Source organism: Rugosimonospora africana (genome assembly GCF_016862975.1).
Classification (GTDB): domain Bacteria; phylum Actinomycetota; class Actinomycetes; order Mycobacteriales; family Micromonosporaceae; genus Rugosimonospora; species Rugosimonospora africana.
Window position 1 is genome coordinate 1 of sequence record NZ_BONZ01000092.1, and the last position, 23,045, is coordinate 23,045.

The window sequence follows — 23,045 nt, forward strand, 5'->3', positions numbered from 1 at the left end:
CCAGGCGAATGGGGCAAGGCGCGGGCCAGGCTCTCGTAAAGGCGCGGGGCCGGCGCCGCTTAGCGGCAGCCGGCCCCAACGCGCGCCTCCGCTAAGCGGAGGCCGAATCCTTGGCCCGGGCCCGCAGGGCCCGCACGATGCCGTCGCGGCCCTCGCCGATCAGCCGGCGCAGCGACGCGGGCTTGTCCGGGTCGGCCAACCACGCGTCGGTCGCGTCGACCGTCTCCTGGGTGATGTGCAGCGACGGGTACGCCGCCTCGACGAACTCCTGCGCCGGTTCGCTGTCCCGGGTGGCCCAGACCTGATCCACGGCGTCGAAGTAGCGCGCCGCGTACGGCGCCGTCAGCGCGACCTGCGCCGGGTGCTGGAAGCCGGCGAGCAGGGCCCGCTGCAGCCAGTTCGGCAACGGGTCGGGTCCGGTGACCCGGCGCCACACCGCCTCCTTCGCCTCCGGCGTGGCCAGCAGCGACGAGGCGATGGCCGCCTGCCGCTCACCGCTCGCGGTACGGTCGCGGTCCAGCTCGGCCTGGATGTCGTGCTCGTTCACGCGACCCCCGGCGGCCAGGGACTGGATCAGCCGCCACCGCAGCTCGGTGTCGACCGACAACCCCTGCGGGGCGTCGCCGTTCAGCCATTCGCGCAGCAGGTCGTACTCCGAGTCGGAACGGGACGCCGACGCGTACGCGCGGGCCCAGGCCAGCTGGAAGCCGCCGCCCGGCTCCGCTTCCGACATCGTGCGGCGCGCGGTCGCGGCGAGCATCGCCCAGCCTGCCGGCGCCCAGCTCTGGTCCGCGTAGTAGGACAGCGCCCCCTGTGCCTGGGCGAGGCTCGCGGTGACCAGGCTCATGTCGCGCTCCTGCGGCAGGCCGTTGCACACCAGGGCGACGTAGTCGCGGGCGGCCAGTTCACCGTCGCGCACCATGTCCCAGGCGGCGCCCCAGCACAGCGCCCGGGACAGCGAGCTGGACAGGCCGCTGATGTGGTTGATCACCGTGTCCATGGACCGCTCGTCGAGCCGGAGCTTGGCGTACGACAGGTCGTCGTCGTTGAGCAGCAGCACGTCGGCGGCCGGCTTCCCGACCAGCTGCGGCAGCTCGGTGCGGGCACCGCTGACGGTCACCTCGACCAGCTCCCGGCGGACCAGGTCGGAGCCGACCAGGTCGTACAGGCCCAGGCCGATGCGGTGGGTACGCAGCGCCGGGTACTGCTCCGGAGCGGTCTGCAGGACGGCCACCGCGGCGTAGGCGCCGTCCGGGCCGATCGAGATGTCCGGTTGCAGCGTGTTGACCTGCGCCGTCTTCAACCACTGTGCGGAGAACTCGCGCAGCTCGACTCCGGAGGCGGACTCCAGCGCCGTGAGCAGGTCGTCGAAGGTCGCGTTGCCCCAGGCGTGCCGGGCGAAGTAGTCACGCAGGCCGTTGCGGAACGCGTCGATGCCGACGTATGCGACCAGTTGCTTGATCACGCTGGCGCCCTTGGCGTACGTGATGCCGTCGAAGTTCACCTCGACCGCGGCCACGTCGGGCATCTCGCAGTACACCGGGTGCGTGGAGGAGAGCTGGTCCTGCCGGTAGCCCCAGTTTTTCCGGATCGACAGGAAGGTGGTCCACGCGTCGGTGAACTGGCTGGCGTTCGCGTTGCACCAGTGCGAGGCCCACTCCGCGAACGACTCGTTCAGCCAGAGGTCGTCCCACCAGCGCATGGTGACCAGGTCACCGAACCACATGTGGGCCATCTCGTGGGTGATCGTGTTGGCCCGGTTCTCGTACTCGTAGGCGGTCACCTGGGAACGGAAGATGTAGTGCTGCTCCGCGTGCACGACGCAGCCGAAGTTCTCCATTGCGCCGGCGTTGAACTCCGGGACGAACACTTGGTCGTACTTGGGCAGCGGGTACCGGTAGGCGAACTGCTCGTGGAAGAAGTCGAAGCCCTGCGTGGTGATCTGGAAGATGTTGTCCGCGTCGAGGTACTGGCGCATCGAGGCGCGGCAGTATAGGCCTAGGTCGATGCCGTCGTGCTCCTTGCGGACCTCGTGGTAGGGCCCGGCGCAGATCGCGGTGATGTACGTGCTCATTCGTGCCGACTCGGCGAAGTGCCAGATCTTGACGCCCTCGCCGGCGTCCTGTGTGGACTCGACCTGCGCGTTGGACACCACGGTCCAGTGCGCCGGCACCGTCACGTGCCACGTGTACACCGACTTCAGGTCGGGCTGGTCGAAGCAGGCGAAGGTCCGCTGGGCGTCGGTCGTCTCGAACTGGCTGTAGAGGTAGACCTCCTTGTCCACCGGGTCGACGCTGCGGTGCAGGCCCTGCCCGCTGTTCGAGTAGAGGAAGTCGGCCTCGACCACCAGTTGGTTGTCGGCGGCCAGGCCGGGCAGAGCCAACCCGCGCTCGGAGGACCATCCGGAGACGTCCAGCGGCGTGCCGTTGAGCGTCGCCGAGTGCACCCGGTCGGCGGCGGCCTCGATGAACGTGGTGGCGCCCGGCTCGGTGCAGCTGAAGTCGACTCGGGTGGTGACGCGGAATACCCGTTCCCCGGGGCCGCCGGTGCCATCGGTGAGGTCCAGCGTGATGTCGTACCGGCCGACGTCGAGCAGGCGCGCCCGTTCGATCGCCTCGACCTGGGTCAGGTTACGTATTCCAGCCACTCGTTCAGTCTCCATCCGAACTGGTCGCGCCGTCCTCGTTGGCGGCCCGGCTACGCCGCACGGTACCGGGATGTCGGGTGTGCGGCTCGTCGCGAGTCTCGCACGGCGGCTTATGGTTCGACCAGAAGTGGCCTACGTCACCTGAACGCCTGGTCGCGCGCGCCGCTACAGCGAGAAACGATTCGGACGAGAGTCTAACTATTGATTTGGGAGACATCGTGGTTGTGGAACGGATGACCGTGGACATGTGGTTCGACCCGCTGTGTCCGTGGGCGTGGTTGACCTCCCGCTGGCTGCTCGAGGTGGAGAAGGTGCGTGCGGTCGACGTCCGCTTCCACGTCATGAGCCTCTCGGTGCTCAACGAGGGCCGGGATCTGCCGGAGAGCTACCGGGCGCTGATGGACGACGGCTGGGGGCCGGTGCGGTTGGCCATCGCCGCCGAGCAGAAGTACGGCAACGGTGTGCTGCGTGACCTCTACACCGCCCTGGGTACCCGCCGGCACCCGGGCAAGCAGGAGTTCAACCGGGACCTGTACGTGGCCGTACTCACCGAACTGGGCCTGGACCCGGCGCTCGCGGACGCGGCCGAGTCCACCGAGTACGACGCGGCCCTGCGGGAGAGCCACGATGCCGGCATGAAGCCGGTCGGGCTCGACGTCGGTACCCCGGTGATCCACGCCCCCGGACCCACCGAGGGATCGCAGATCGCGTTCTTCGGTCCTGTCGTGACGCCGGCTCCGAAGGGCGAGGCGGCCGGGAAGCTGTGGGACGGCGTGCTGCTGGTCGCCGGCACGGAGGGCTTCTACGAGATCAAGCGGACTCGCGACCAGGGTCCGGTGTTCGACTGACACGCCGACCGAACGCGTCACGGGCTCGGCTCCTCATCGTTTGGCTCTAAGGGATTCCAGCTAAGGGATCCCCAGCCGCGACGGCATCGGCCTCGCGGCTCGCGAGGAGGAGTCGATGGGCAGCGAGGAGCCGAGCCCGCAGCCGTCCCGGCCGGAGCCGTCCGGGCCGGCCGAGTTCGCAGAGCTTGTTGAACCAGCCGAACCCGCCGAGCCGGACGGGCCAGCCAAGCCGGCAGGGCCAGCCGAGCCGGCGGTGGCGATCGAGCCGGTCGAGGCGGAGATCGAGGCCAGCCGGGGCGATGGGCGGTGGTCGGTCGCCCGTACCGGTTGGCGGGCGGTCGTTCCGGACCTGCCCGAGGGGTGCGCGGAGTTGCTCGCCACGCCGATCGTCGTGTCCGTCGAGGCGCAGGACGACGATGACCGGAGCGGCGGGGACGACGACGAGGAGGATCAGGCGGGCCGGCATCGGGCCCCGGACGACCCGTCCTCGGCCGCCGGCCGGTACGAGTACCGGCCGAGCTTCCTCGCCCCGGTCGGCCTGCGGTCCAAGCCTCGGGCCCGGCACCGCGTCTGAGCGCAGCCGGAGCCGTTCTTTGGCGGAGGCGAGTACAGACCCCACGTAGCGCGTCTGAGCGCAGCCGGAGCCGTCCTTTGGCGGAGCCGGCTCTGACCCGGGCGTCTGATCCTCTGGGACGCGCCGGCCCGGCTCGCGGCCAGCCCCGGCGCAGCCGCTAGCGTCGAAGCATGACGATCGCGCATCCCATCGCCCGAGCCTGGCTGTCCACCGGCGGCACCGGGGCGCAGAACTACGACGAGTTCGCCGACGACGCCGAGATCACCGAGATCATCGCCGCGAACCCGGCCAGTGCGCTGGCCGTCGAGATGCCGCACCGTGCGCCGGAGAACCTCGGCCGCTCGTTCGCCGAGACGCTGCCCTCCGCCGCCGCTCGGCTCGACGCGGCACAGGCCGACGGCCACTACCGCCTGCACGAGCGGATCGTGGGGCTGTACCGCATCAGCGGCGAGGCCGGGGTCGGGTACGGCCTGTGGACCATGATCGATACCGATCAGATCTCCACCAGCGCGGACGAGCCCGGGTTGGTGATCCGCAACGAGGACGTGTTCCTGGAGAAGGTACGCGAACGGGTCGCCCTGGCCCAGGCGGTCGGCCGGCTGCTCTCGCCGGTACTGCTGCTCCAGACCGCACGCGGCGACGAGCTGCACGCGGCGCTCGCCCGGACCGCCCTGGCCGCCGGGAAACCGGACGTGACCGACACCGACCAGGCCGGCCGGGTGCACGAGGTGTGGGCGGTACCCGCCGGACCCGCCCAGGACGAGCTGCTCGCGCTGGCCGGCGGCGGGGAGCTGGTGGTCGCCGACGGCAACCACCGCAGCCTGGCCGCCCAGACCGCCGGGTACCCGCGGTTTCTCGCGGTGGTCACCACCCCGGAGTCGGTGGCGATCCAGCCGTACAACCGGCTGGTGTCCGAGCTGCCCGGCGGCGTGGACGCGCTGCTCGACGGGCTGCGCGCGGCCGGCGCGACGGTCGCTCCGGCGGACGCGGCGCAGGTCCCGACCGGGAGCGGGCCGGTCATCGGGTACGCGGGCGGAATGGCCTACGCGATCACCCTGCCGGCCGACCCGGCCGCCCCGGCGGTCGACAACCTGGACCACGCGCGGGTCGAACGGGTACTGCTGCGCGACGCCCTGGGCCTGGACCCGGGCGACAAGCGGATCACCTACGTCGGCGGCGACTACTCGGCGTCCTGGCTGACCGGCGAGGTCGACGCCGGCCGGGCCGAGCTGGCGATCCTGGTGGCTCCGGTCACCGTCGAGGACTTCGTGGCGGTCAACCTGAGCCGGCAGAAGCTGCCCCGGAAGAGCACCTGGTTCACCCCGAAGGCCCGTGCGGGTCTGGTCGTCGCGGAGCTCGATTCGGATGGATGACAGACTGCGCGGTATGCGCGTGTATCTCGGCTCCGACCATGCCGGCTACGAACTCAGAAAGCACCTGGTCGACCACCTGGCCGGTCAGGGGTACGAAGTGGTCGACATCGGCCCGTACACCTACGACCCGAACGACGACTACCCGGCCTACTGCTTCGCCACGGCGGAGCGGGTGGTCGCCGACCCGGGCAGCCTGGGCGTGGTGATCGGCGGCTCGGGCAACGGCGAGCAGATCGCGGCGAACAAGGTCCCGGGGGTACGGGCGGCCCTCGCCTGGAACGCGGAGACCGCCACGCTGGCCCGCGAGCACAACGACGCGAACGTGGTGGCCATCGGCGCACGGCAGCACTCGATCGACGAGGCCACCGGGTTCGTCGAGATCTTCCTGGCTACGGCGTTCTCCGGCAACGAGCGGCACGCCCGGCGCATCGACCAGGTGGCCGAGTACGAGCGCGCCCACCGGGGCGCGACGAGCTGAGGCGGTTCCGGCGCCACCCGGCGCCCCGGGCGGACTCCAAGAGCCTGCTGGCAAATCCGGCCAGAGATTTGCCAGCAGGCTTTAACGCTTGGTGTCGGGTGGCGTCCAGCCACGCCGGATGATCATCAAGTTCGCCTCGGCGTAGGCCAGGTCCTCGCCGGTCGGCCGGGTGGCGTCCCGGGCCCGCATCGCGGCGGCCACGCTCACCTGCGACGAGCCGCCGCCGACCAGGCCGCGCAGGCCGCGCTCGACTTCCCGGTCCTCGCCCGCCGAGGCGTCGGCGACCGGTACGTCCTCGTCGTGGATCGGGCTGGTCATCGCGGCGAGCGAGGCCGGTGACGGTACCGGTGCCTGTCCGGACGGCTCTGAACGCACCCGGCGCCGCCGCCGGGGAGTCTCAGAATTCGAGCGGTCGCCGACGGCGCCGGGTGACGAGGTGTCGCGGTCAAGCGGCCGCTTCTCGGAACTTGAGCGGTCGCCGGGGGTCGGCGTGGGGTCGCGGTCGGACGACCGCTTGTCCGGTGGTGCGGTCACAGGCACCTCCTGCGGATCAGAAGATCTCCGTCGCGGCGGGTGCCCGGTGCCAGCGGAACGCCGCGTCGACCCCGGACAACGTGCCGGGGGTCAGTTCCCGGACCCGGCCACTCGCGGCCAGCGTACCCAGCGAGGCACCGCCCAGGTAGGCGGCGCCCAGCGCACCGAGGTCGCAGTCCAGGTCGGCGGGCCGGTCGGTGCGGGTACAGCTGGCCCGGTCCGGGCCGCCGACCAGGTGCCAGCTGCCGGAGTTGTCCGGCAGCATCGGGTCCTCGGTGCGCAGCACCACGTCGACCGGCACCGGGTACCGGCGGGCGGCCAGAGCGGCGGGTACGTCGACCAGCCGTACCCAGAGCGCCTCGCCCAGCTTGGCGTTGAGCATGTTCGGCTCGTTGACGAGGTAGATCAGCGGCTCATCGGTGGCCGCGAACCGGAACCGGGCCCGGCGGGTCAGGTCCACGTTCAGCAGGAAGTGCCACAGGGCCCGGTACGCCACGGGATCGGTGGCGACCACCTCGCGCACGATCACGGCACCGGGCTCGTCGCCGCGCACCCGCCACAGCGCGTACCCGTCGATCACGCCGGCGGTCTCGTGGACCAGCACGCGAAGCGCGGTCGCGCCGCCCCGCCAGCTCTTCGGGTCGGCCAGGATCCGGTGCCACCAGCGGTCGTCCCGGCTCGACCAGCCGGGACGGTCCGGCTGCGCCTGCTCGTAGACCTTGCGCAGGTCGGCCTCGGCGTCGGCCAGCGCCATCGGACGCAACCGGCCGGGGTCGGCCGGAACCTCGCGCAGCTGGACCTCGCGGTCGGCGTCGAAGGTCAGCCGGGGCGCGGCCAGCCCGTAGCCGTACCGCTGGTAGATCTTCCCCTCGCTGGCCCAGAGGTGGGCGACCGGTTCGCCGAGCCGGCGGGCGTCGTCGAACAGCCGGCCCATCATCCGGGTCAGCAGGCCGCGGCGGCGGTGGGTGGCCTCGACGCCCACCATCGTGACGTGCGCCGACGGGACCGTGCCGCCCGGCACGGTCAGGTTCCGGGTGTACGAGGCCGACACTCCGACGAGGGCGTCGCCGTGGACGACCAGTGCGGCCCGCTCCGGCTCGAACACGCTGCGTTCCAATTCGACCGCGTCGTCGTCGAACTCCTCGGCGAACGCGATCGTCAACAGATCGTTGATCTGGTCGAAGTCTTCCGGCGTGCCCGCGCGGAGCTCGTAATCGTCGCTGGTCATTCCCTTTATCTAGTAGATATGGACTGGGCAAAGCGAGCCATTTACGCGGTCGCTACGCTCGGAAGGGGCAAGACGAGGGGGAGTGACCGATATGGCGGAAGTGCTGGATCTGGTGTGCGGGCCGGCGAGCCCGTTGCCGGAGACCTACCAGCGCTATCGTCTCGTCGCTCACCTGGGCTCCGGCGGCCAGGCCGAGGTTTACCGCGCGGTCCGGCTCTGCGGTGGAGTGGCCAGCGCGCCGATGACGGTCAAGGTGTTCCGAGTCGACCCAAAACGCCCGTTGGTTGACGAGCTTCGCTCCTGGGACAAGGGCGACGCGGCGCTGATGGACCTGAACAACCGCGGAGTGCTGGGCATCTGCCGGCGCGCCGACGGTTTCTACGGGCCTCCGCCGCACCGGCCCGGTGAGGCGCCCGAGCCCGGCAACGCGGTGCCCTATCAGATCTACGACTACCTGCACGGCGTGAACCTGCGGGTGTACCTGCTCTCGGCCGGAGCGGCCGGTCCCGGACCGAAGCTGAACGCGGTGACCGCGCTGCGTACCCTCGCCGGGGTCCTGCGTGAACTGCACCACCCCGGCGATCCGGGGGCGACTCCGGTGCTGCACATGGACGTCAAGCCGTCCAACGTGATGGTGCTGGCCAACGGCGAGGTGCGCCTGATCGACTTCACCGGGGCGCGATACTGGCGCACCGAGGAGATCACTCAGATCGCGTACACGCCGGAGTCGGGCGGGCCGGAGGCGCTGCACGGCCGGGTCGGGCCGGCGTACGACGTACACGGTTTCGGCGCTGTCGCCTACTTCATGGTCACCGGTTCGCTGCCGCGCGGTGAGCAGGCGCCACCGCCGGCCGCCCATCCGGCGCTGTCCGGCAAGCCGGCGCTGCGCGACGTCCTGCTCGCCCCGCTGGCCGACAAGCCCGGCGACCGGCCCTCGACCCTGGAGCTGGGCGCCTGGGTGGACCGGCTGGCCACGCTGGTACGGGCTGGATCCGCGCCGGAGACCGGGGTGGACTGGGCGGAGCCGGAGCAGGCGGTGACGGTACGGGCGGTCGGCCGCGCCGCGGTCGTGTCCGGCACCGAGACCGAGGCGTTCCAGCGCATCGAGCGGCTGGAGCGCGAGCTGGTCCAGCTGCGCTCCTCTCTGAACGGGGACCGGGTGCCGCCGGGCGGCCCACTGCTGGCCGCGGCGGCATACGCGGCGCATCCGCTGAACGGCCGGGCGGCCCAGGCGGCACCGGACGACCAGGCCGACAGGTCGCCGGGGTCGGACGCCGACCGGCCGGCGATGGCCGGCGCGGTCGTCGGTGGCGGCTCTCCGGCCGGTGCTCTGGGCGGTGATGCCCTGGGCGGTGGTGCGGCGGGCGGCGGTGCGATGGCTAACGGTGCGAAGGGCAACGGTGCGGTGGGCGGCAGTGCGGCCGGTGGATTGGCTGGCGGCGACGGCGCGGCCAACCCGACGATGGTCAACCCGACGATGGTCAACCCGACGGTGGTGAACCGGACTGTGGTCAACAAAGGCGGCAATCCGCACGGCGGCGGCCGGAACGCCGAGCCGTCCGGCGGTCCCGCGCCCACCCGGGTCGCCGGGGCGGGCGAGGGGCCGAACGCGGGCCAGCCGAATGCCCGCCAGCCACACGCGGGCCAGCCGAGCGCGGCGGAGCAGGCGATCCGCGGCCGGGCCTCGGTGGTGACGAAGCCGCCGCCCGGGCCGGACACCAGCTCGTACCTGCCGGGGGATCCGCCGCGCCGGGACCGTGCGCCGATGAGCGAGCGGATGCGACTGCTCAAGCGCGGCGGCGGGTGGTCGTGGTTCGGCGGCATCGTCGCGTTCCTCGGCTGGAGCGTGTGGGCAATCGCCAACCGGGGACACAGCCTGTTCGTGCCGCTGCTCGAATTCGCCCTGGTGCTGCTCGTGGGCGCCGGCCTGTTCATCCTGCTCCGGCTGCTGGGCAGGCTGGTCGTGGAGCGGTGGATGGGCCGGCGGCGCCGTACCGCCCGGCTGGCTCATCTGGGTACCGCGCTGTACCTGGTCGCGGTCGGGGTCGCGTACCTGGAACAGACGCCCTGGGTGATGGACATCGTGCACTGGGTGCAGCGCTCGTAGCGACCGGGAAGCGTGAGGCGTGCTCGTCTCCGCCACAACCCGGCTCCGGCTGCGCTCGCCCGGGAATCCTGTCGTACCCCGCGGATAGCCTCCGGCCATGTCACCCGTACTGCTGATGATCGACGTACAGCGCAACATGCTCCAACCGCCCCTGCCGGTTCCGGCCGCCGGCTCGGTCGCCCCGGCCATCCGTGAGCTGCTGGATCGGGCCCGCGACGCCGGAGCCCAGGTCGTGCACGTGCGCAACAACGGCTCCGAAGACGACCCGGACGCGCCCGGCAGCGAGGGGTGGGAGCTGGTTCACCGGGTGCGCGACGGCGAGCCGGTGGTGGACAAGTGGGTGCCCGACTCGTTCGACGGCACCGGCCTCGACAAGCTTTTGCCGCCGGGTGCCCCGCTGATCGTGGTCGGCATGCAGAGCGAGTTCTGCGTGCAGTCCACCTGCCTGGCCGCGCGGGAGCGGGGCCACGAGGTGACCCTGGTGCACGACGCCCACGCGACCTATGACGACGACGCGCCGGCGGCCGAGATCTCCCGCCGGGTCGAGGACGACCTGCGGGCCGTCGGCGTCATGGTGATCGGCAGCGAAGACGTCCGCTTCGACTGATCCACTGACTCAGGTCCGCTGGCTGGGGCCTGGCGGCTCGGCCCTGGCGGCTCGGGCCTGCTGGTTCGGGCGCGTCGGCTCGGTCCGCTGGCTCGGGCGCGTCGGCTCGGGTCGGTCGGTTGGGACGCGCTGGCTCGGGCCTGTCGGCTCAGGTCGCCGCGGGCTGGATGACCTGCGCGTGATCGGGCATCCCCGGGGGCGAAGTGGTCGGCGCGCGGTCGGAGGGCGCCGTGCGCCGCGAGGCGCGATCCAGCGCGGCGGCCACGGCCGCCTGTCCCAGGCTGATCCCACCGTCGTTCGGCGGTACCCGGGAATGGGTCAGCACCTCGAAGCCCGCCGCGGACAGCCGGGAGACCGCGCGGTCCAGCAACAACAGGTTCTGGAAGACGCCGCCGGACAGCGCGACGGTGGCCAGCCCCGACGCGTCGCGCAGCACCGCGCAGGCCCGCACGATCGCGTCCACCATCCCGTTGTGGAAGCGGGCCGCGATGATCCCGGGCGCCACCCCGGCGGTGAGGTCCGCGGCAGCCGCCCGGATCAGGTCGACCCCGGCGATCAGCAGCGGCTCGCCGGGTTCGATCCCGGCACGGTAGGCGCCGTCTTCGGCCCGGTCGGTGCGCTGCTCCAGTTCGATGGCGGCCTGACCCTCGTAGTTCGCCGTGTCGCGCACGCCGATCAGCGCGGCCACCGCGTCGAACAGCCGACCTGCGCTGGAGGTCGGCGGCGAGTTCAGGCCGCCGCGGCCGAGGGCGGCCACCTGCCGCCAGCTTCCGTCGTGCCGGCGCAGCAGGTCGAGCCCGTCCGGCGGCGCACCGGCGAACGCCGAGTCCAGGTACGCGACCGCCATGCGCCACGGATGCCGGATCGCGGCCGCGCCGCCGGGCAGCGGTACCGGGGCGAAGTGCCCGGCCCGGGTGAAGCCGGCCAGGTCGGCGATCAGCAGCTCGCCGCCCCAGATGGTGCCGTCGGTGCCGTACCCGGTGCCGTCGAAGGCGACGCCGATGACCGGGCCGGGGTGCCCGTTGTCGGCCAGGCACGACGCGATGTGCGCGTGGTGGTGCTGCACCGCCACCCGGTCGGTGACCTCGTGCTCCAGCGCGTACTTGGTGGACAGGTACTCCGGGTGCGGGTCGTACGCGATGACCGCCGGCGTCACGTCGAACAGCCGGCGGAAGTGCTCGATCCCCTCGGCGTACGAGCGCAGGGTCGGGTAGTTCTCCAGGTCGCCGATGTGCTGCGAGACGACCGCGTGCCGGCCCCGGGCCAGGCAGAACGTGTTCTTCAGCTCGGCGCCGCAGGCGAGCACCGGCCGGGGTGTGTCCCAGGCCAGGCGTACCGGCTCCGGCGCGTACCCCCGGGATCTCCGGAGAAGCATCGGCCGGTCGCGGAACGCCCGTACCACGGAGTCGTCGGTACGCACGTGGACCGGCCGGTCGTGGGTGAGGAACGTGTCGGCGATCGGCGCCAGCCGGGTGGCGGCGTCCGTGTCGCCGTACGCGATCGGCTCATCGGAGACGTTGCCGCTGGTGAGCACGATCGGGCCGGCGGCGTGCCGGAGCAGCAGGTGGTGCAGCGGGGTGTACGGCAGCAGCACGCCCAGCGCCCGGTTGCCCGGCGCGACCGGCCCCGCGACGCCTCCATTGCCCCGCCGATCCATCAGGACGATCGGCCCGGCCCGGCTGACCAGCAGCGCTTCGCTCACCGGGTCGACCTCGCACAGCCGCCGTGCGGTGGCCAGGTCGGGCACCATGACCGCGAACGGCTTGTCCTCGCGGTGCTTGCGCGAGCGCAGCCGGCCCGCCGCCTCCGGATCCGTCGCGGAGCACGCGAGGTGGTACCCGCCCAGCCCCTTGACGGCGAGGATCCGCCCGGCCCGCAGTGCCCCGGCCGCGCCGGCGATCGGGTCGCCGGGCAGCGGCGAGCCCGCCGCGTCGCGCAGCACCAGTGCCGGGCCGCAGTCCGGGCAGCAGGTCGGTTGGGCGTGGAAGCGCCGGTCGGCCGGGTCGTGGTATTCCGCGGTACAGGCCGGGCACATCGGGAAGCCGGCCATCGTGGTCAGCGGCCGGTCGTACGGCACGCCGCGCACGATCGTGAACCGGGGGCCGCAGTTGGTGCAGTTGATGAACGGGTACCGGTACCGCCGGTCGGCCGGGTCGTCCAGCTCGCGGAGGCAGTCGGCGCAGGTGGCGGAGTCCGCGGAGATGAGCGTGGCGGCGGTACCGGCCCGGTCGCTGGCCACGATCGCGAAGCCGCGGGTGTCGGTCGGCGGCATCGGCTCGGTCGCCACCCGGTCGACGACCGACAGCGGCGGCGCCAGCCGGCGCAGCGCGGCCAGGAACTCCTCGACGGTCTCGACCGGCCCCTCGACCTCGATGAAGACCCCGGAGACGTCGTTGCCGACGTGCCCGGCAAGGCGCAGCTTCGTGGCCAGGGTGTGCACGAACGGCCGGAAGCCGACGCCCTGCACGATGCCCTCGACCCGGACCCGCAGCCGGACGGTGCTGCCCACGCCGCCGATCTCCGCGCCGCCGATCTCCACGCCGCCAGTCTCGCGCCTGACCACGGCCGGCGTCCGCCAGACACGGTAGGTAGCGTGACGGACACGATAAATACATGATCGACGTCTGGACTTGTCTGGCAGGCGACTTACGCTATCCGAATCTGGCTGGGGGCGCGGCCGCGCCGGGATGAAGGAGGTCGACCGCCGGGCCGACGTCGCCGGACACTCGGGTAGGCGATGGGAGGACGGCCGTGGCCGATGTCATTCGAGCCGCTCTGGTCCAGGCCAGTTGGACCGGCGACAAGGAATCCATGATCAAAGCCCACGAGGAGTACGCCCGGCAGGCCGCCGCGCAGGGCGCGAAGGTGATGTGTTTCCAGGAGCTGTTCTACGGGCCGTACTTCTGCCAGGTACAGGACCCGAAGTATTACGCGTACGCCGAGTCGGTACCGGGGCCGACCGTCGAGCGGTTCGCGGCGCTCGCCGCCGAGCTGGGCATGGTACTGATCGTGCCGGTGTACGAGCAGGAGCAGCCCGGCATCCTGTACAACACGGCCGCGGTGATCGACGCCGACGGGCGGTACCTCGGCAAGTACCGCAAGACGCACATTCCGCAGGTCAAAGGATTCTGGGAGAAGTTCTACTTCCGTCCCGGCAACCTCGGGTACCCGGTGTTCGACACCGCGGTCGGCAGGATCGGCGTCTACATCTGCTATGACCGGCACTTTCCCGAGGGCTGGCGGGCGCTGGGCCTGGCCGGGGCGAAGATCGTGTTCAACCCGTCGGCGACCAGCCGGGGCCTGTCGGCCTACCTGTGGAAGCTGGAGCAACCGGCCTCCGCGGTGGCCAACGAGTACTTCATCGGCGCGATCAACCGGATCGGCATCGAGGCCGACCTCGGCGACGACGACTTCTACGGCACGTCCTACTTCGTCGATCCGGAGGGCAAGTTCGTCGGCGACGTGGCCAGCGCGCACGAGCCCGAGCTGGTGGTCCGAGACCTGTCGATGGACCTGCTGGCCGAGGTACGCGACCGGTGGGCGTTCTACCGGGACCGCCGGCCCGACGCGTACGAGGGGCTGGTGAAGCCGTGAGCACTGTTGATTCCGGCGACCGGCCGCTTGACCGCGGCGTCTCGTCCCTCAACGCCGCTGGCGGCCGGACACTCCTGATCACCGGCGGAACGGTCGTCGGGGTGACCGGTGCCGTCGAGGCCGACGTGCTCGTCGACGGCGAGACCATCGCGGAGATCGTCCAGCCCGGCCGCATCCCGGTGGCCGACCGGGTGCTCGACGCGACCGGGAAGTACGTGATCCCGGGCGGCATCGACGTACACACCCACATGCAGTTGCCGTTCGGCGGAACGTTCGCGAGCGACACCTTCTCCACCGGCACCCGGGCCGCGGCGTTCGGCGGCACCACCACGATCATCGACTTCGCCGTGCAGCGCACCGGCGAGGTGGTCCAGGACGGGCTGGCCGCCTGGCACGCCAAGGCCGCCGGCGAGTGCTTCGTGGACTACGGATTCCACATGATCCTCGGTGGCGTCGACGAGGACGCGCTCAAGGCGATGGACCAGCTGGTCGCCGACGAGGGCGTCACGAGCTTCAAGCTGTTCATGGCGTACCCGGGCGTGTTCTACAGCGACGACGGGCAGATCCTGCGGGCCATGCAGCGGGCGCGGGACAACGGCGCGGTCATCATGATGCACGCGGAGAACGGCATCGCCATCGACGTGCTGGTCCAGCAGGCGTTGGCCCGGGGCGAGACCGACCCGGTGTACCACGGCATCACCCGTCCGCCCGAGCTGGAGGCCGAGGCCACCCACCGGGCGATCGTGCTGGCCGGCGTCGCCAGGGACTGCCCGCTGTACTTCGTGCACCTGTCCGCCAGCGGTGCGCTGGAGCAGGTGGCCGCCGCCCGGGACGCCGGGCGCAACGTGTTCGCCGAGACCTGTCCGCAGTACCTGTACCTGACGCTGGAGGATCAGCTCGGCGCACCCGGCTTCGAAGGCGCGAAGTGGGTGGCCTCGCCGCCGCTGCGCAGCGGGCACGAGTCGCACCGGGCCGACCTGTGGAAGGGGCTGCGCAGCAACGACCTGGCCGTGGTCTCCACCGACCACTGCCCGTTCTGCATGAAGGAGCAGAAGGAACTCGGGCTGGGCGACTTCTCGAAGATCCCCAACGGGATCGGCACCGTCGAGCACCGGGTGGACCTGGTGTACCAGGGCGTGGTGGACGGCAAGCTGTCGGTGCAGCGGTGGGTGGAGACCATCGCCACCACGCCGGCCCGGATGTTCGGCCTGTACCCGCGCAAGGGCGTCATCGCACCCGGCTCGGACGCCGACATCGTGCTCTACGACCCGAACGGGCGCACCACGATCGGCGTCGCGAGCCACCACATGAACCTGGACCACTCGGCGTGGGAGGGGTACGAGATCGCCGGCCGGGTGGACACCGTGGTGTCCCGCGGTGAGGTGATCGTCGACGGTACCGGGCTGCACGCGACCAAGGGACGCGGCCGGTACCTGCGCCGTGGCCTGTCCTCCTACCTGTTGTGATGGTGTTCGCATGAAACTGATTCCGCACTGGATCGACGGATCCGCCGTGTCCACCACCGACGGCCGATCGCTGCCGGTGTACGACCCGGCGACCGGCCAGCAGCAGGCGGCAGTAGCCGCGGCCACCGAGGCCGACGTACGCGCCGCGGTGCGGGCGGCCGCGGCCGCGTTCCCCGGCTGGCGGGGCACCGGACTGTCCCGCCGGGCCGAGGTCATGTTCCGGTTCCGCGAGCTGGTCGACGCGAACCGCAAGGAGATCGCCGGCCTGATCAGCGCCGAGCACGGCAAGACGGTCGCCGACGCGCTCGGCGAGCTGGCCCGGGGCATCGAGAACATCGAGTTCGCGGCCGGCGCGCCGGCCCTGCTCAAGGGCGGCTTCACCGAGCAGGCGTCCACCGGGGTCGACGTGTACTCGATCCGCCAGCCGCTGGGCGTGGTCGCCGGGATCACGCCGTTCAACTTCCCGGCCATGGTGCCGCTGTGGATGCTGTGTACCGCGCTGGTGGCGGGCAACACGTTCGTCCTCAAGCCGAGCGAGAAGGACCCCTCGGTGTCGCTGCTGCTCGCCGACCTGCTGCACCAGGCCGGCGTGCCGGCCGGCGCGTTCAACGTCGTGCAGGGAGACCGGGTGGCAGTCGAAGCGCTGCTGGCCGACCCGGACGTCGCCGCGGTCAGCTTCGTCGGGTCCACACCGGTGGCCCGGCACATCTACGAGACCGCCACGAAGGCGGGCAAGCGGGTGCAGGCGCTGGGTGGCGCGAAGAACCACATGGTCGTGCTGCCGGACGCGGACGTGGGGGCGGCGGCGGACGCGGCGATCTCGGCCGGGTACGGGTCGGCGGGCGAGCGGTGCATGGCGGTGTCCGTGGTGGTCGCGGTCGGCTCGGTCGCCGATCCGCTGGTCGACGCGATCGCGGCGCGGATCGCCGGCATCCGGGTCGGGCCGGCCAGCGACCCGGACGCGGAGATGGGGCCGCTGATCAGCCGGGAGCACCGGGACCGGGTGGCCGGATACCTGGCCGGCGGGGGCGGCGACGTGGTGGTGGACGGCCGTACCGCGCCGGTGGCGCAGGGCCCCGGGTTCTTCCTCGGCCCGTCGCTGGTGGACAACGTGGCCACCGACTCCGGGTACTACACCGACGAGATCTTCGGGCCGGTGCTGTCGGTCGTGCGGGTCGACACGTACGACGAGGCGGTGAGGCTGGTCAACGCGAACCCGTACGGCAACGGCACGGCCATCTTCACCCGGGACGGGGGAGCGGCACGCCGGTTCCAGTACGACGCGGTGTGCGGGATGGTCGGCATCAACGTGCCGATCCCGGTACCGGTGGCGTATTACAGCTTCGGCGGCTGGAAGTCCTCGCTCTTCGGCGACCTGCACATGTACGGGCCGGAGGGGCTGGAGTTCTACACCCGCACCAAGGTAGTGACCTCCCGATGGCCGGATCCTTCGACGTCACGAGTCGACCTCGGGTTCCCCGAAGTGAGGTGAGCGCATGGACCTCGGTGTCGTGTTCCAGCTCGACCCGCCGGCCGGCGACGTGATCCGGCTCGCCCGGATGGCCGAGGGGTACGGGTTCAGCCACGTCTGGACGTTCGACTCGCACCTGCTGTGGCAGGAGCCGTTCGTCATCTACAGCCAGATCCTGGCGGGCACGTCGAGGGTGACGGTCGGGCCGATGGTCACCAACCCGGGCACCCGGGACGCGACCGTGACGGCGTCGCTGTTCGCCACGCTCAACGACATGTTCGGCAACCGGACGATCTGCGGCATCGGCCGGGGCGACTCGGCCCTGCGTACGCTCGGGCTGCCGCCGGGCAACCTGACCGACCTGCGGGAGAGCGTACGGGTGATCCGCGAGTTGGCCAACGGTCGCCCGGTCACGTACCGGGGCCGTGAGCTGCACTTCCCGTGGGTACGCGACAGCCGCCTGGAGGTCTGGGTGGCCGCGTACGGGCCGAAGGCGCTCACGCTGGCCGGGGAGGTGGGCGACGGGTACATCCTGCAGCTGGCCGATCCGGACATCGCGGCATGGATGATCGATTCGGTGCGTTCGGCGGCCGAGCGGGCCGGCCGAGACCCACGGGCGGTGAAGTTCTGTGTCGCGGCACCCGCGTACGTCGGCGACGACATCGCCCACCAGCGGGAGCAGACCCGCTGGTTCGGCGGCATGGTGGGCAACCACGTCGCGGACATCGTGACCCGGTACGGTGCGACTGGTGCGGTTCCGTCCGCGTTGACCGACTACATCCGGGACCGGCAGGGGTACGACTACGCGGAGCACGGGCGTGCCGGCAACACGCACACCGATTTTGTGCCCGACGATATCGTGGACCGGTTCTGTGTCCTCGGACCGGTGCCGGCCCACCTGGCCCGGCTGCGGACGCTACAGGAGTTGGGCGTCGACCAGTTCGCGATCTACCTCCAGCACGACGACAAGGAGCACACGCTGAACGAGTACGGCGAGCACATCGTGCCGGAGTTGGCGCCGAAGGTCGCGGCATGAGGCGGGCCCCGCGTCGCGGCCTCGTGAGCGACCCGTCCGAGTCGCCGACCGTGGCCGGCTCGGCCGGCTCCGGCAGCGTGGCCGGCTCGGGCGGCACGGCCGGCTCGGGCGGCACGGGCCGGGTCGAGAACGTGGGCGACCCTTCGCGGGCGGAGACCCCGGGCGGCCCGGGCCGGGCCCGGCGGGCGGGCGGCTGGTACGCCGCGGCCGGCGGAGCGTTGGCCGGGATGCTCGCGGCCGTCGGCGTGTGGGTCGGGTACCCGGCGATCCTCGCCGCGGCCGGTGCGGGCGTCGGCGGGGTCCGGATCCTGCCGCGCGCGGACGACGACGCGATGCCGCACCTGTGGTCCGTACTGCACCGGTTCGGCCGACCGGAGAGCGTCGGCGAGACGCTGATCTGGCTGGTCGTGGCGCATGCCTGCCTGTTCGCGGTCGGTGTGCTGGTGCTCGGGTTCGCCGCCCACACCAGCGCCGCTCCCGAACAGGACGGCGAGACGGCGCCGACCGGGCAGCCCGACGCTCCGACGCTTCTGGGAGGAGCCGGCCGGGGGTCCAGGGCTCTGGGTCCCCGGCCGGGTTCGTGCGCCGATCCGATCAGGTGAGCACGCCCAGCAGCGCCACGAGGATGCCGAACGAGTTGGCCAGGCAGTGCATGACGATTCCGATGCGGTAGCTGCGCAGGCGCACCACCAGGGTGGTCAGGATCAGCTCCAGGACGAAGATGAGCGGCCAGTTCCAGGGCTGCCAGTAGTGCTGGACGGTGAACAGGGCCGCCGACACCGGTACCGCCGCCCAGCCGGACAGCGGCAGGCGCGGCAGCAGGTACGCGCGGAAATACAGCTCCTCCACGATCGGGTTCGTGATGCCGTCCACGGCGAGCGTCACCAGCATGGTCACGACCAGTACCGGCCGGGAGAACCCGGCGGTCGCGTCGTAGTCGGGCAGCAACCAGTGCGGGTACACGCTCCCGAGGTGGGCGGCCAGCGCGTCGGACACCGGCCCGGACGCGACGGCGGCGAGCAGCGCCACGCCGAACAACGGCGGTACCAGCAGTGCCCACCGGCGCAGCGGCCGGCGGAAGGCGAGTACGGCGGGCAGTGCGCGCGGCGACCAGCGGCCGGTCGCCCGGCGGGCAGCGATGAGCAGGATGGTCAGCTCGGTCGGCGTGAGCAGCAAGGCGAACGCGACGCTGAGCGAGAAGTTGGCGGGCAGTCCCAGCCGGACGATCAGCGGCTTCAGCGCGAGAGCGGCGGCGAAGGTGACCGCCGACGGCGTCACGTGGCGGACGAGCGAGCCGAACCATCCGAACCGCTGGTATCCCTCGACGGTCTGTGGGGATCTGGGTTCGAGTGCCACAGTCATGCGGTTCAGGGTGCTCGAAGGCGAGGCGGTCAGAAATCCCGGACGCCCGAGTCTCCCTGGTAGGGCTAGCCGGAGGTCACGACCGTCCCCTGTGGACCGTCACTGGTGCCGCGGGCTGGAGAAGCGTCGCGTCTCACGGTCGCTGCTCATCATGGTCGCGCTGGGGCTCACTGGATGCGAGGATGCGTCGATGCGGGTACTCGTCGTGGGCGGCGCGGGCTACGTCGGCAATCTGGTCGTACCGCTGCTGGCCGAGCACCATCTGGTCCGCGTCCTCGATCCGCGCCCGCCGACCGCGGCGGTCGAGCACCTGCCCGGCAGCGCCACGGACTACGACGTGGTGCGGGCCGGCGTCGAGGGGATGGACGCCGTCATCCACTGCGCGATGGGCAACCACGACTGGCACACCCCGAGCGGTGCCGCCGACACGCTGGACGTGAACGTCAAGTCGGTGCATCTGACGCTGATGGCGGCGCACGACGCCGGGGTGCCGCACGCGGTGCACATCAGCAGCATGTCGGTCTACCGCGACCTGGAGAGCCGGCGGCTCGACGAGTCGGACCCGCCGGACGCCACCGACCCGTACGGGCTGAGCAAGCGGCTGGGCGAGGAGGTCTGCCGGGCCGCCGTACACGAGTGGGGCCTGTCGGTCACCGTGCTCCGGTTGACCTGGCCCACGCCGGACGACCTGTGGCCGGACTGGGGAGCGTTCGGCGGCGTCGAGACCCGCTACGCCACGGACGGCACGCGGATCGACGCGACCGCGGCGAGCGACCTGGGCCGGGCGATGCTCGCGGCGCTGGAGCACCGCGACGGGCTGGACGTGTTCACCATCTCCGGAGACCGGACGGCCCGGCTGTGGAGCACCGCCAAGGCCCGGGAGCGGCTGGGCTGGGAGCCGACCTTCCCGCGCGGCTGACCGGCCGCGTCCCGGCGGCTCAGTTCGGGCCGGCCAGGTCGACCGAGTCCAGCTCGGCGTAGCACACGTCGTGCGCGAACCGGACCGTGTTGGCCCCCGCGTTCAACGTGACGTCGGTACCCACGACGACCCACTGGTCCCAGCCGAAGTTGCCGTACATGAGCACCCGGCTGCCCTGGCCGTTGACCGTCACCGTATGGCCGCACTGCGTCGAGGCGCCGGAGGCGGCCCGCACGTACAGCCGGTACGCCCCGGCGCTCGGCGCGTTCACCACGACGTCGACGTAGCTGTCGGAGTAGTCCAGCTTGCCGACCTTCTTGTTGCCCGAGGCGTTGGCGGTGCTGACGACCGACGAGTCGTGCCGCTTGTTCGAGCCGGCCTCGGCCTCCACGCGGGTCATCGGCTCGCCGGTGAACTGCGCGTACCAGCGGGCGGCCATCTTCGAGTACCCGCCATTGGACGGGTGGACCCCGTCCGGCGACAGGTCGGCCGTGCCGATCGCCGCGTGCATGTCGACCAGCTTGACGTCCTCGCCGGCGCTGGCCCGCGCCGAGACGATCCCGGGGATCGCCGCGTTGTAGGTGCGCACCACCGCCTCCTGGGTCGCGTCGGCGAACGGCACGATCGTCGCGACGTCCACTTCGGCCCGCGGATCGGCCGCGGTGATGTGGTCGAGGAGGGTGGCCAGCCGTGCCGGCGCCTGGCTCAGCGCCCAGTTCTGGATGACGTCGTTGGTGCCGATGTGCAGCAGCACCACGTCCGGCCGGTACGTGGCCAGCCAGCCGGCGACCTGCTCGTCGATCTGGTCGATCCGCCAGCCGGGATGCCCCTCGTGGTTCTGGTCGTGCAGTTGGGCCGGCCCGCCCACCTGCGAGCCGACGAAGTCCACGTACCGTCCGTCCACTGTGAACAGCTGGAACAGGTCCGATCGGTACCCGCCGGTGTTGTTCAGGCCGTCGGTGATGGAGTCGCCGAGCGGCATCACGGTCAGGGCGTGCTGGAAGTCCCAGAGCTGCGGGCCGAGCCCGTTGCACGTCCACTGCTGCACGGTTCCGCCGGGGGTCAACGAGCCCCCGGCCACGTCCAGGCACAGGCCGCTGGCCCTGGACACCAAGTTGTACGACGTGCCGCCGACGTTCACCAGCCGCCACTGCTGCCCAGCCGTGTCATCGCAGCCGTTCTGCCGCACGGCGACGCCCGGACTGGTGGAGTCGCCGGGCACGTCCGCGCACAGGTTGCTCTGTTCGCTGCGGAGCGTGAAGTAGCCGTTGCCCTGGTCGACCAGCTTCCAGTTCTGCGGATCCAGGCCGTTGCAGGTCCACTGCTCCAGCGTCACCCCTGCCTGGCCCGAACCACCGCTCACGTCGAAGCACAGGCCACTGTGGACGCTGCGCAGCCGGTAGGTCTCGCCGGACACCACCCCGGCCGCGTCGCTGGTACCGAGCGTCGGCGCACTGCCGAAGTACGGCGCACACGTGCCGTCGGCCTGCCGCTTGGTCGCCACCTCCAGAACCGTGCTGCCGTCGGTGGACGGGAGCAGGCTGGAGCTGTAGTTGTCGCAGACGATGTCGTCCGGCGTCGGGTCGTTCGGGAACGAGACGGTGACCGGTGCCGGGATCCGGTACCAGCCGCCGCCACCGTTCTCGGTGTTGGCGAAGATGGTCGTACCGCTGGCCGAATAGTCGATGTGCCCCTGGGCGTCCTTGACCAGGCCGCCGATCATCAGGATCCGGCCGTTGGGACCGCCCTGCGGAGTCCAGGCGACGGTGGGCGCGTGGAACAGGTGCTCGCCGTCGGCGCTCTCCACGACGGTACCGGGGGTCGCAGCCGTGCCCCAGTTCCAGCCGTCCGGCGAGGTGCGGTAGCGCACCTCGCACGAGTCGGGGATGCCGCTGCCGCACAGTTCGTAGGACATGAAATAGGTGCCGTTCGGCAGCCGGCGCACGTTGGGCATGCCCGGGCGGTAGCTGGCCGTGGCGGTGGCCGGGATGGCCACGACGTTGTGCTCGGGGCCCCAGGTGAGCCCGCCGTCCGTGGAGGTCGCGGCCGCGATGGCCTGGTCGTACCCGCTGTGCGAGCCGGGCACGAACCGGGCGTCGTCGGAGAAGTAGCAGTTGAGGTACCCGCGGGAGTCCACCGAGAACTCCGGCTCCCACAGGCCGCGACCGGTCGGGGCACCCGGTGCGCTGGCGCAACTCGACAGGTACGCCCAGGTGTGCGCCTGGTCGTGGCTCGCCCACACCCGGATCTCCGGTGAACGGCCCGGCGTGGCGGCCGTGTCGGCCGTGGTCGCGAACAGCAGGGTACCGGCCGGCTGCGCGCCCACCTGCTGGGGCAGCTCGAACAGCGTGGCGCAGCAGGATCCGCGCCCGCCGGCCGCGCGCGGGTCACTGATCGCGCTGAGCGGATGGAAGCTCACGCCGTCATCGGTGCTCTCGAAGAACTGGGCCGAGTCCACCGGCTGGCCCGGCGCGTCGTTGGTCGAGACGCTGGCGATGAGCCGGCCGTCGGCCGAGCCGGAGTAGGCCAGCCGGATCACCCTCGGGTACATCCCGAGGCCGGTACCCATCCGCTGGCCCGGTCCCGGGGCGGACGGCGCCGCGGCGGCCCGGGTCGACGGCCCGGAGTCCTGGGCGGCGGCCACCGCGACACCGGAGGCGGCGAGCAATCCGGCGGCGGAAGCCGCGACCGCAAACCTGATCGACACCCTGCTGATTCGCATCTCGAGCCCGTCCCCCTCGGCTTGGCCGGATCGCAGCGGCGAACAGGTTACCGGCCGCGCAGGCCCGATGACGGCCGGA

The 23,045-nt window shown here is 71.6% G+C and carries 18 protein-coding genes; 12 read left to right on the forward strand and 6 right to left on the reverse strand.

Annotated features, from left to right (window positions below):
* Positions 1–91: 91 nt before the first annotated feature.
* Positions 92–2,638 carry an aminopeptidase N gene (gene pepN, locus Raf01_RS41735; RefSeq protein WP_203923704.1) on the reverse strand — a complete coding sequence of 849 codons (2,547 nt, stop codon included), beginning with the start codon at positions 2,636–2,638 and terminating at the stop codon, positions 92–94.
* A gap of 242 nt (positions 2,639–2,880) precedes the next feature.
* Here pepN and Raf01_RS41740 point away from each other — a divergent pair, with 242 nt between their 5' ends.
* The 4 genes from Raf01_RS41740 (at position 2,881) to Raf01_RS41755 (ending at position 5,920) form a co-directional block, all read left to right on the forward strand.
* A complete protein-coding gene (locus Raf01_RS41740) occupies positions 2,881–3,495 on the forward strand; it encodes a mycothiol-dependent nitroreductase Rv2466c family protein (protein ID WP_203923705.1) in 615 nt (204 codons plus the stop codon).
* Between the two features lie 115 nt (positions 3,496–3,610).
* Positions 3,611–4,069: a hypothetical protein gene (locus tag Raf01_RS41745; RefSeq protein WP_203923673.1), complete on the forward strand. Its 459-nt coding sequence runs from the start codon at positions 3,611–3,613 to the stop codon at positions 4,067–4,069.
* A 170-nt stretch (positions 4,070–4,239) separates the two neighbouring features.
* Positions 4,240–5,442 carry a DUF1015 family protein gene (locus tag Raf01_RS41750; protein ID WP_203923674.1) on the forward strand — a complete coding sequence of 401 codons (1,203 nt, stop codon included), beginning with the start codon at positions 4,240–4,242 and terminating at the stop codon, positions 5,440–5,442.
* A 13-nt stretch (positions 5,443–5,455) separates the two neighbouring features.
* Positions 5,456–5,920 carry a ribose-5-phosphate isomerase gene (locus Raf01_RS41755; protein WP_203923706.1) on the forward strand — a complete coding sequence of 155 codons (465 nt, stop codon included), beginning with the start codon at positions 5,456–5,458 and terminating at the stop codon, positions 5,918–5,920.
* A gap of 81 nt (positions 5,921–6,001) precedes the next feature.
* Here the strand turns inward: Raf01_RS41755 and Raf01_RS51065 are convergent, their stop codons facing one another.
* The gene (locus tag Raf01_RS51065) at positions 6,002–6,295 is read right to left on the reverse strand and encodes a hypothetical protein (RefSeq protein WP_373319745.1); all 294 of its coding nucleotides are present in this window, start codon (positions 6,293–6,295) and stop codon (positions 6,002–6,004) included.
* 175 nt (positions 6,296–6,470) lie between these two features.
* Positions 6,471–7,682 (reverse strand): GNAT family N-acetyltransferase, encoded by a 1,212-nt coding sequence (locus Raf01_RS41765; protein WP_203923675.1) that lies wholly within the window; start codon positions 7,680–7,682, stop codon positions 6,471–6,473.
* Between the two features lie 91 nt (positions 7,683–7,773).
* Here Raf01_RS41765 and Raf01_RS41770 point away from each other — a divergent pair, with 91 nt between their 5' ends.
* Together Raf01_RS41770 and Raf01_RS41775 are read left to right on the forward strand one after the other, a co-directional pair.
* The gene (locus tag Raf01_RS41770) at positions 7,774–9,789 is read left to right on the forward strand and encodes a protein kinase domain-containing protein (RefSeq protein ID WP_239134391.1); all 2,016 of its coding nucleotides are present in this window, start codon (positions 7,774–7,776) and stop codon (positions 9,787–9,789) included.
* A gap of 97 nt (positions 9,790–9,886) precedes the next feature.
* Positions 9,887–10,396, forward strand: a complete 510-nt coding sequence (locus Raf01_RS41775) for an isochorismatase family protein (protein ID WP_203923677.1) — start codon at positions 9,887–9,889, stop codon at positions 10,394–10,396.
* A gap of 148 nt (positions 10,397–10,544) precedes the next feature.
* Here Raf01_RS41775 and hypF read toward each other — a convergent pair whose 3' ends face one another.
* Positions 10,545–12,935, reverse strand: a complete 2,391-nt coding sequence (gene hypF / locus Raf01_RS41780) for a carbamoyltransferase HypF (RefSeq protein WP_203923678.1) — start codon at positions 12,933–12,935, stop codon at positions 10,545–10,547.
* A gap of 212 nt (positions 12,936–13,147) precedes the next feature.
* Here hypF and Raf01_RS41785 point away from each other — a divergent pair, with 212 nt between their 5' ends.
* The 5 genes from Raf01_RS41785 to Raf01_RS41805 are packed head-to-tail and all read left to right on the forward strand — an operon-like array spanning position 13,148 to position 18,565.
* Positions 13,148–13,990 carry a nitrilase-related carbon-nitrogen hydrolase gene (locus tag Raf01_RS41785; protein WP_203923679.1) on the forward strand — a complete coding sequence of 281 codons (843 nt, stop codon included), beginning with the start codon at positions 13,148–13,150 and terminating at the stop codon, positions 13,988–13,990.
* Positions 13,987–15,456, forward strand: a complete 1,470-nt coding sequence (gene hydA, locus Raf01_RS41790) for a dihydropyrimidinase (RefSeq protein ID WP_239134379.1) — start codon at positions 13,987–13,989, stop codon at positions 15,454–15,456. The genes Raf01_RS41785 and hydA overlap by 4 nt, the downstream gene beginning before the upstream one ends.
* Before the next feature lie 10 nt (positions 15,457–15,466).
* Positions 15,467–16,948: a CoA-acylating methylmalonate-semialdehyde dehydrogenase gene (locus tag Raf01_RS41795; RefSeq protein ID WP_203923680.1), complete on the forward strand. Its 1,482-nt coding sequence runs from the start codon at positions 15,467–15,469 to the stop codon at positions 16,946–16,948.
* 4 nt (positions 16,949–16,952) lie between these two features.
* On the forward strand, positions 16,953–17,963 hold the full coding sequence (locus tag Raf01_RS41800; RefSeq protein WP_203923681.1) for a TIGR03842 family LLM class F420-dependent oxidoreductase: 1,011 nt from the start codon (positions 16,953–16,955) through the stop codon (positions 17,961–17,963).
* The gene (locus Raf01_RS41805; RefSeq protein ID WP_203923682.1) at positions 17,960–18,565 is read left to right on the forward strand and encodes a hypothetical protein; all 606 of its coding nucleotides are present in this window, start codon (positions 17,960–17,962) and stop codon (positions 18,563–18,565) included. The genes Raf01_RS41800 and Raf01_RS41805 overlap by 4 nt, the downstream gene beginning before the upstream one ends.
* Here the strand turns inward: Raf01_RS41805 and Raf01_RS41810 are convergent.
* The gene (locus Raf01_RS41810; RefSeq protein WP_203923683.1) at positions 18,558–19,325 is read right to left on the reverse strand and encodes a CPBP family intramembrane glutamic endopeptidase; all 768 of its coding nucleotides are present in this window, start codon (positions 19,323–19,325) and stop codon (positions 18,558–18,560) included. The two genes, Raf01_RS41805 and Raf01_RS41810, sit on opposite strands and share 8 nt — an antisense overlap.
* A 190-nt stretch (positions 19,326–19,515) precedes the next feature.
* Here Raf01_RS41810 and Raf01_RS41815 point away from each other — a divergent pair, with 190 nt between their 5' ends.
* A complete protein-coding gene (locus tag Raf01_RS41815; RefSeq protein WP_203923684.1) occupies positions 19,516–20,244 on the forward strand; it encodes an NAD-dependent epimerase/dehydratase family protein in 729 nt (242 codons plus the stop codon).
* 19 nt (positions 20,245–20,263) lie between these two features.
* Here Raf01_RS41815 and Raf01_RS41820 read toward each other — a convergent pair whose 3' ends face one another.
* Positions 20,264–22,951, reverse strand: a complete 2,688-nt coding sequence (locus Raf01_RS41820; RefSeq protein WP_203923685.1) for an RICIN domain-containing protein — start codon at positions 22,949–22,951, stop codon at positions 20,264–20,266.
* Positions 22,952–23,045 lie beyond the last annotated feature (94 nt).

Bases quoted from the DNA above. Each gene is read 5' to 3' on its own strand.
- Raf01_RS41750 (WP_203923674.1), top strand. From the start codon at position 4,240: ATGACGATCGCGCATCCCATCGCCCGAGCCTGGCTGTCCACCGGCGGC.
- Raf01_RS41805 (WP_203923682.1), top strand. From the start codon at position 17,960: ATGAGGCGGGCCCCGCGTCGCGGCCTCGTGAGCGACCCGTCCGAGTCG.
- Raf01_RS41775 (WP_203923677.1), top strand. From the start codon at position 9,887: ATGTCACCCGTACTGCTGATGATCGACGTACAGCGCAACATGCTCCAA.
- Raf01_RS41740 (WP_203923705.1), top strand. From the start codon at position 2,881: ATGACCGTGGACATGTGGTTCGACCCGCTGTGTCCGTGGGCGTGGTTG.
- Raf01_RS41800 (WP_203923681.1), top strand. From the start codon at position 16,953: ATGGACCTCGGTGTCGTGTTCCAGCTCGACCCGCCGGCCGGCGACGTG.
- Raf01_RS41770 (WP_239134391.1), top strand. From the start codon at position 7,774: ATGGCGGAAGTGCTGGATCTGGTGTGCGGGCCGGCGAGCCCGTTGCCG.
- Raf01_RS41810 (WP_203923683.1), bottom strand. From the start codon at position 19,325: ATGACTGTGGCACTCGAACCCAGATCCCCACAGACCGTCGAGGGATAC.
- Raf01_RS41765 (WP_203923675.1), bottom strand. From the start codon at position 7,682: ATGACCAGCGACGATTACGAGCTCCGCGCGGGCACGCCGGAAGACTTC.
- Raf01_RS41795 (WP_203923680.1), top strand. From the start codon at position 15,467: ATGAAACTGATTCCGCACTGGATCGACGGATCCGCCGTGTCCACCACC.
- Raf01_RS41815 (WP_203923684.1), top strand. From the start codon at position 19,516: ATGCGGGTACTCGTCGTGGGCGGCGCGGGCTACGTCGGCAATCTGGTC.
- Raf01_RS41755 (WP_203923706.1), top strand. From the start codon at position 5,456: ATGCGCGTGTATCTCGGCTCCGACCATGCCGGCTACGAACTCAGAAAG.
- Raf01_RS41745 (WP_203923673.1), top strand. From the start codon at position 3,611: ATGGGCAGCGAGGAGCCGAGCCCGCAGCCGTCCCGGCCGGAGCCGTCC.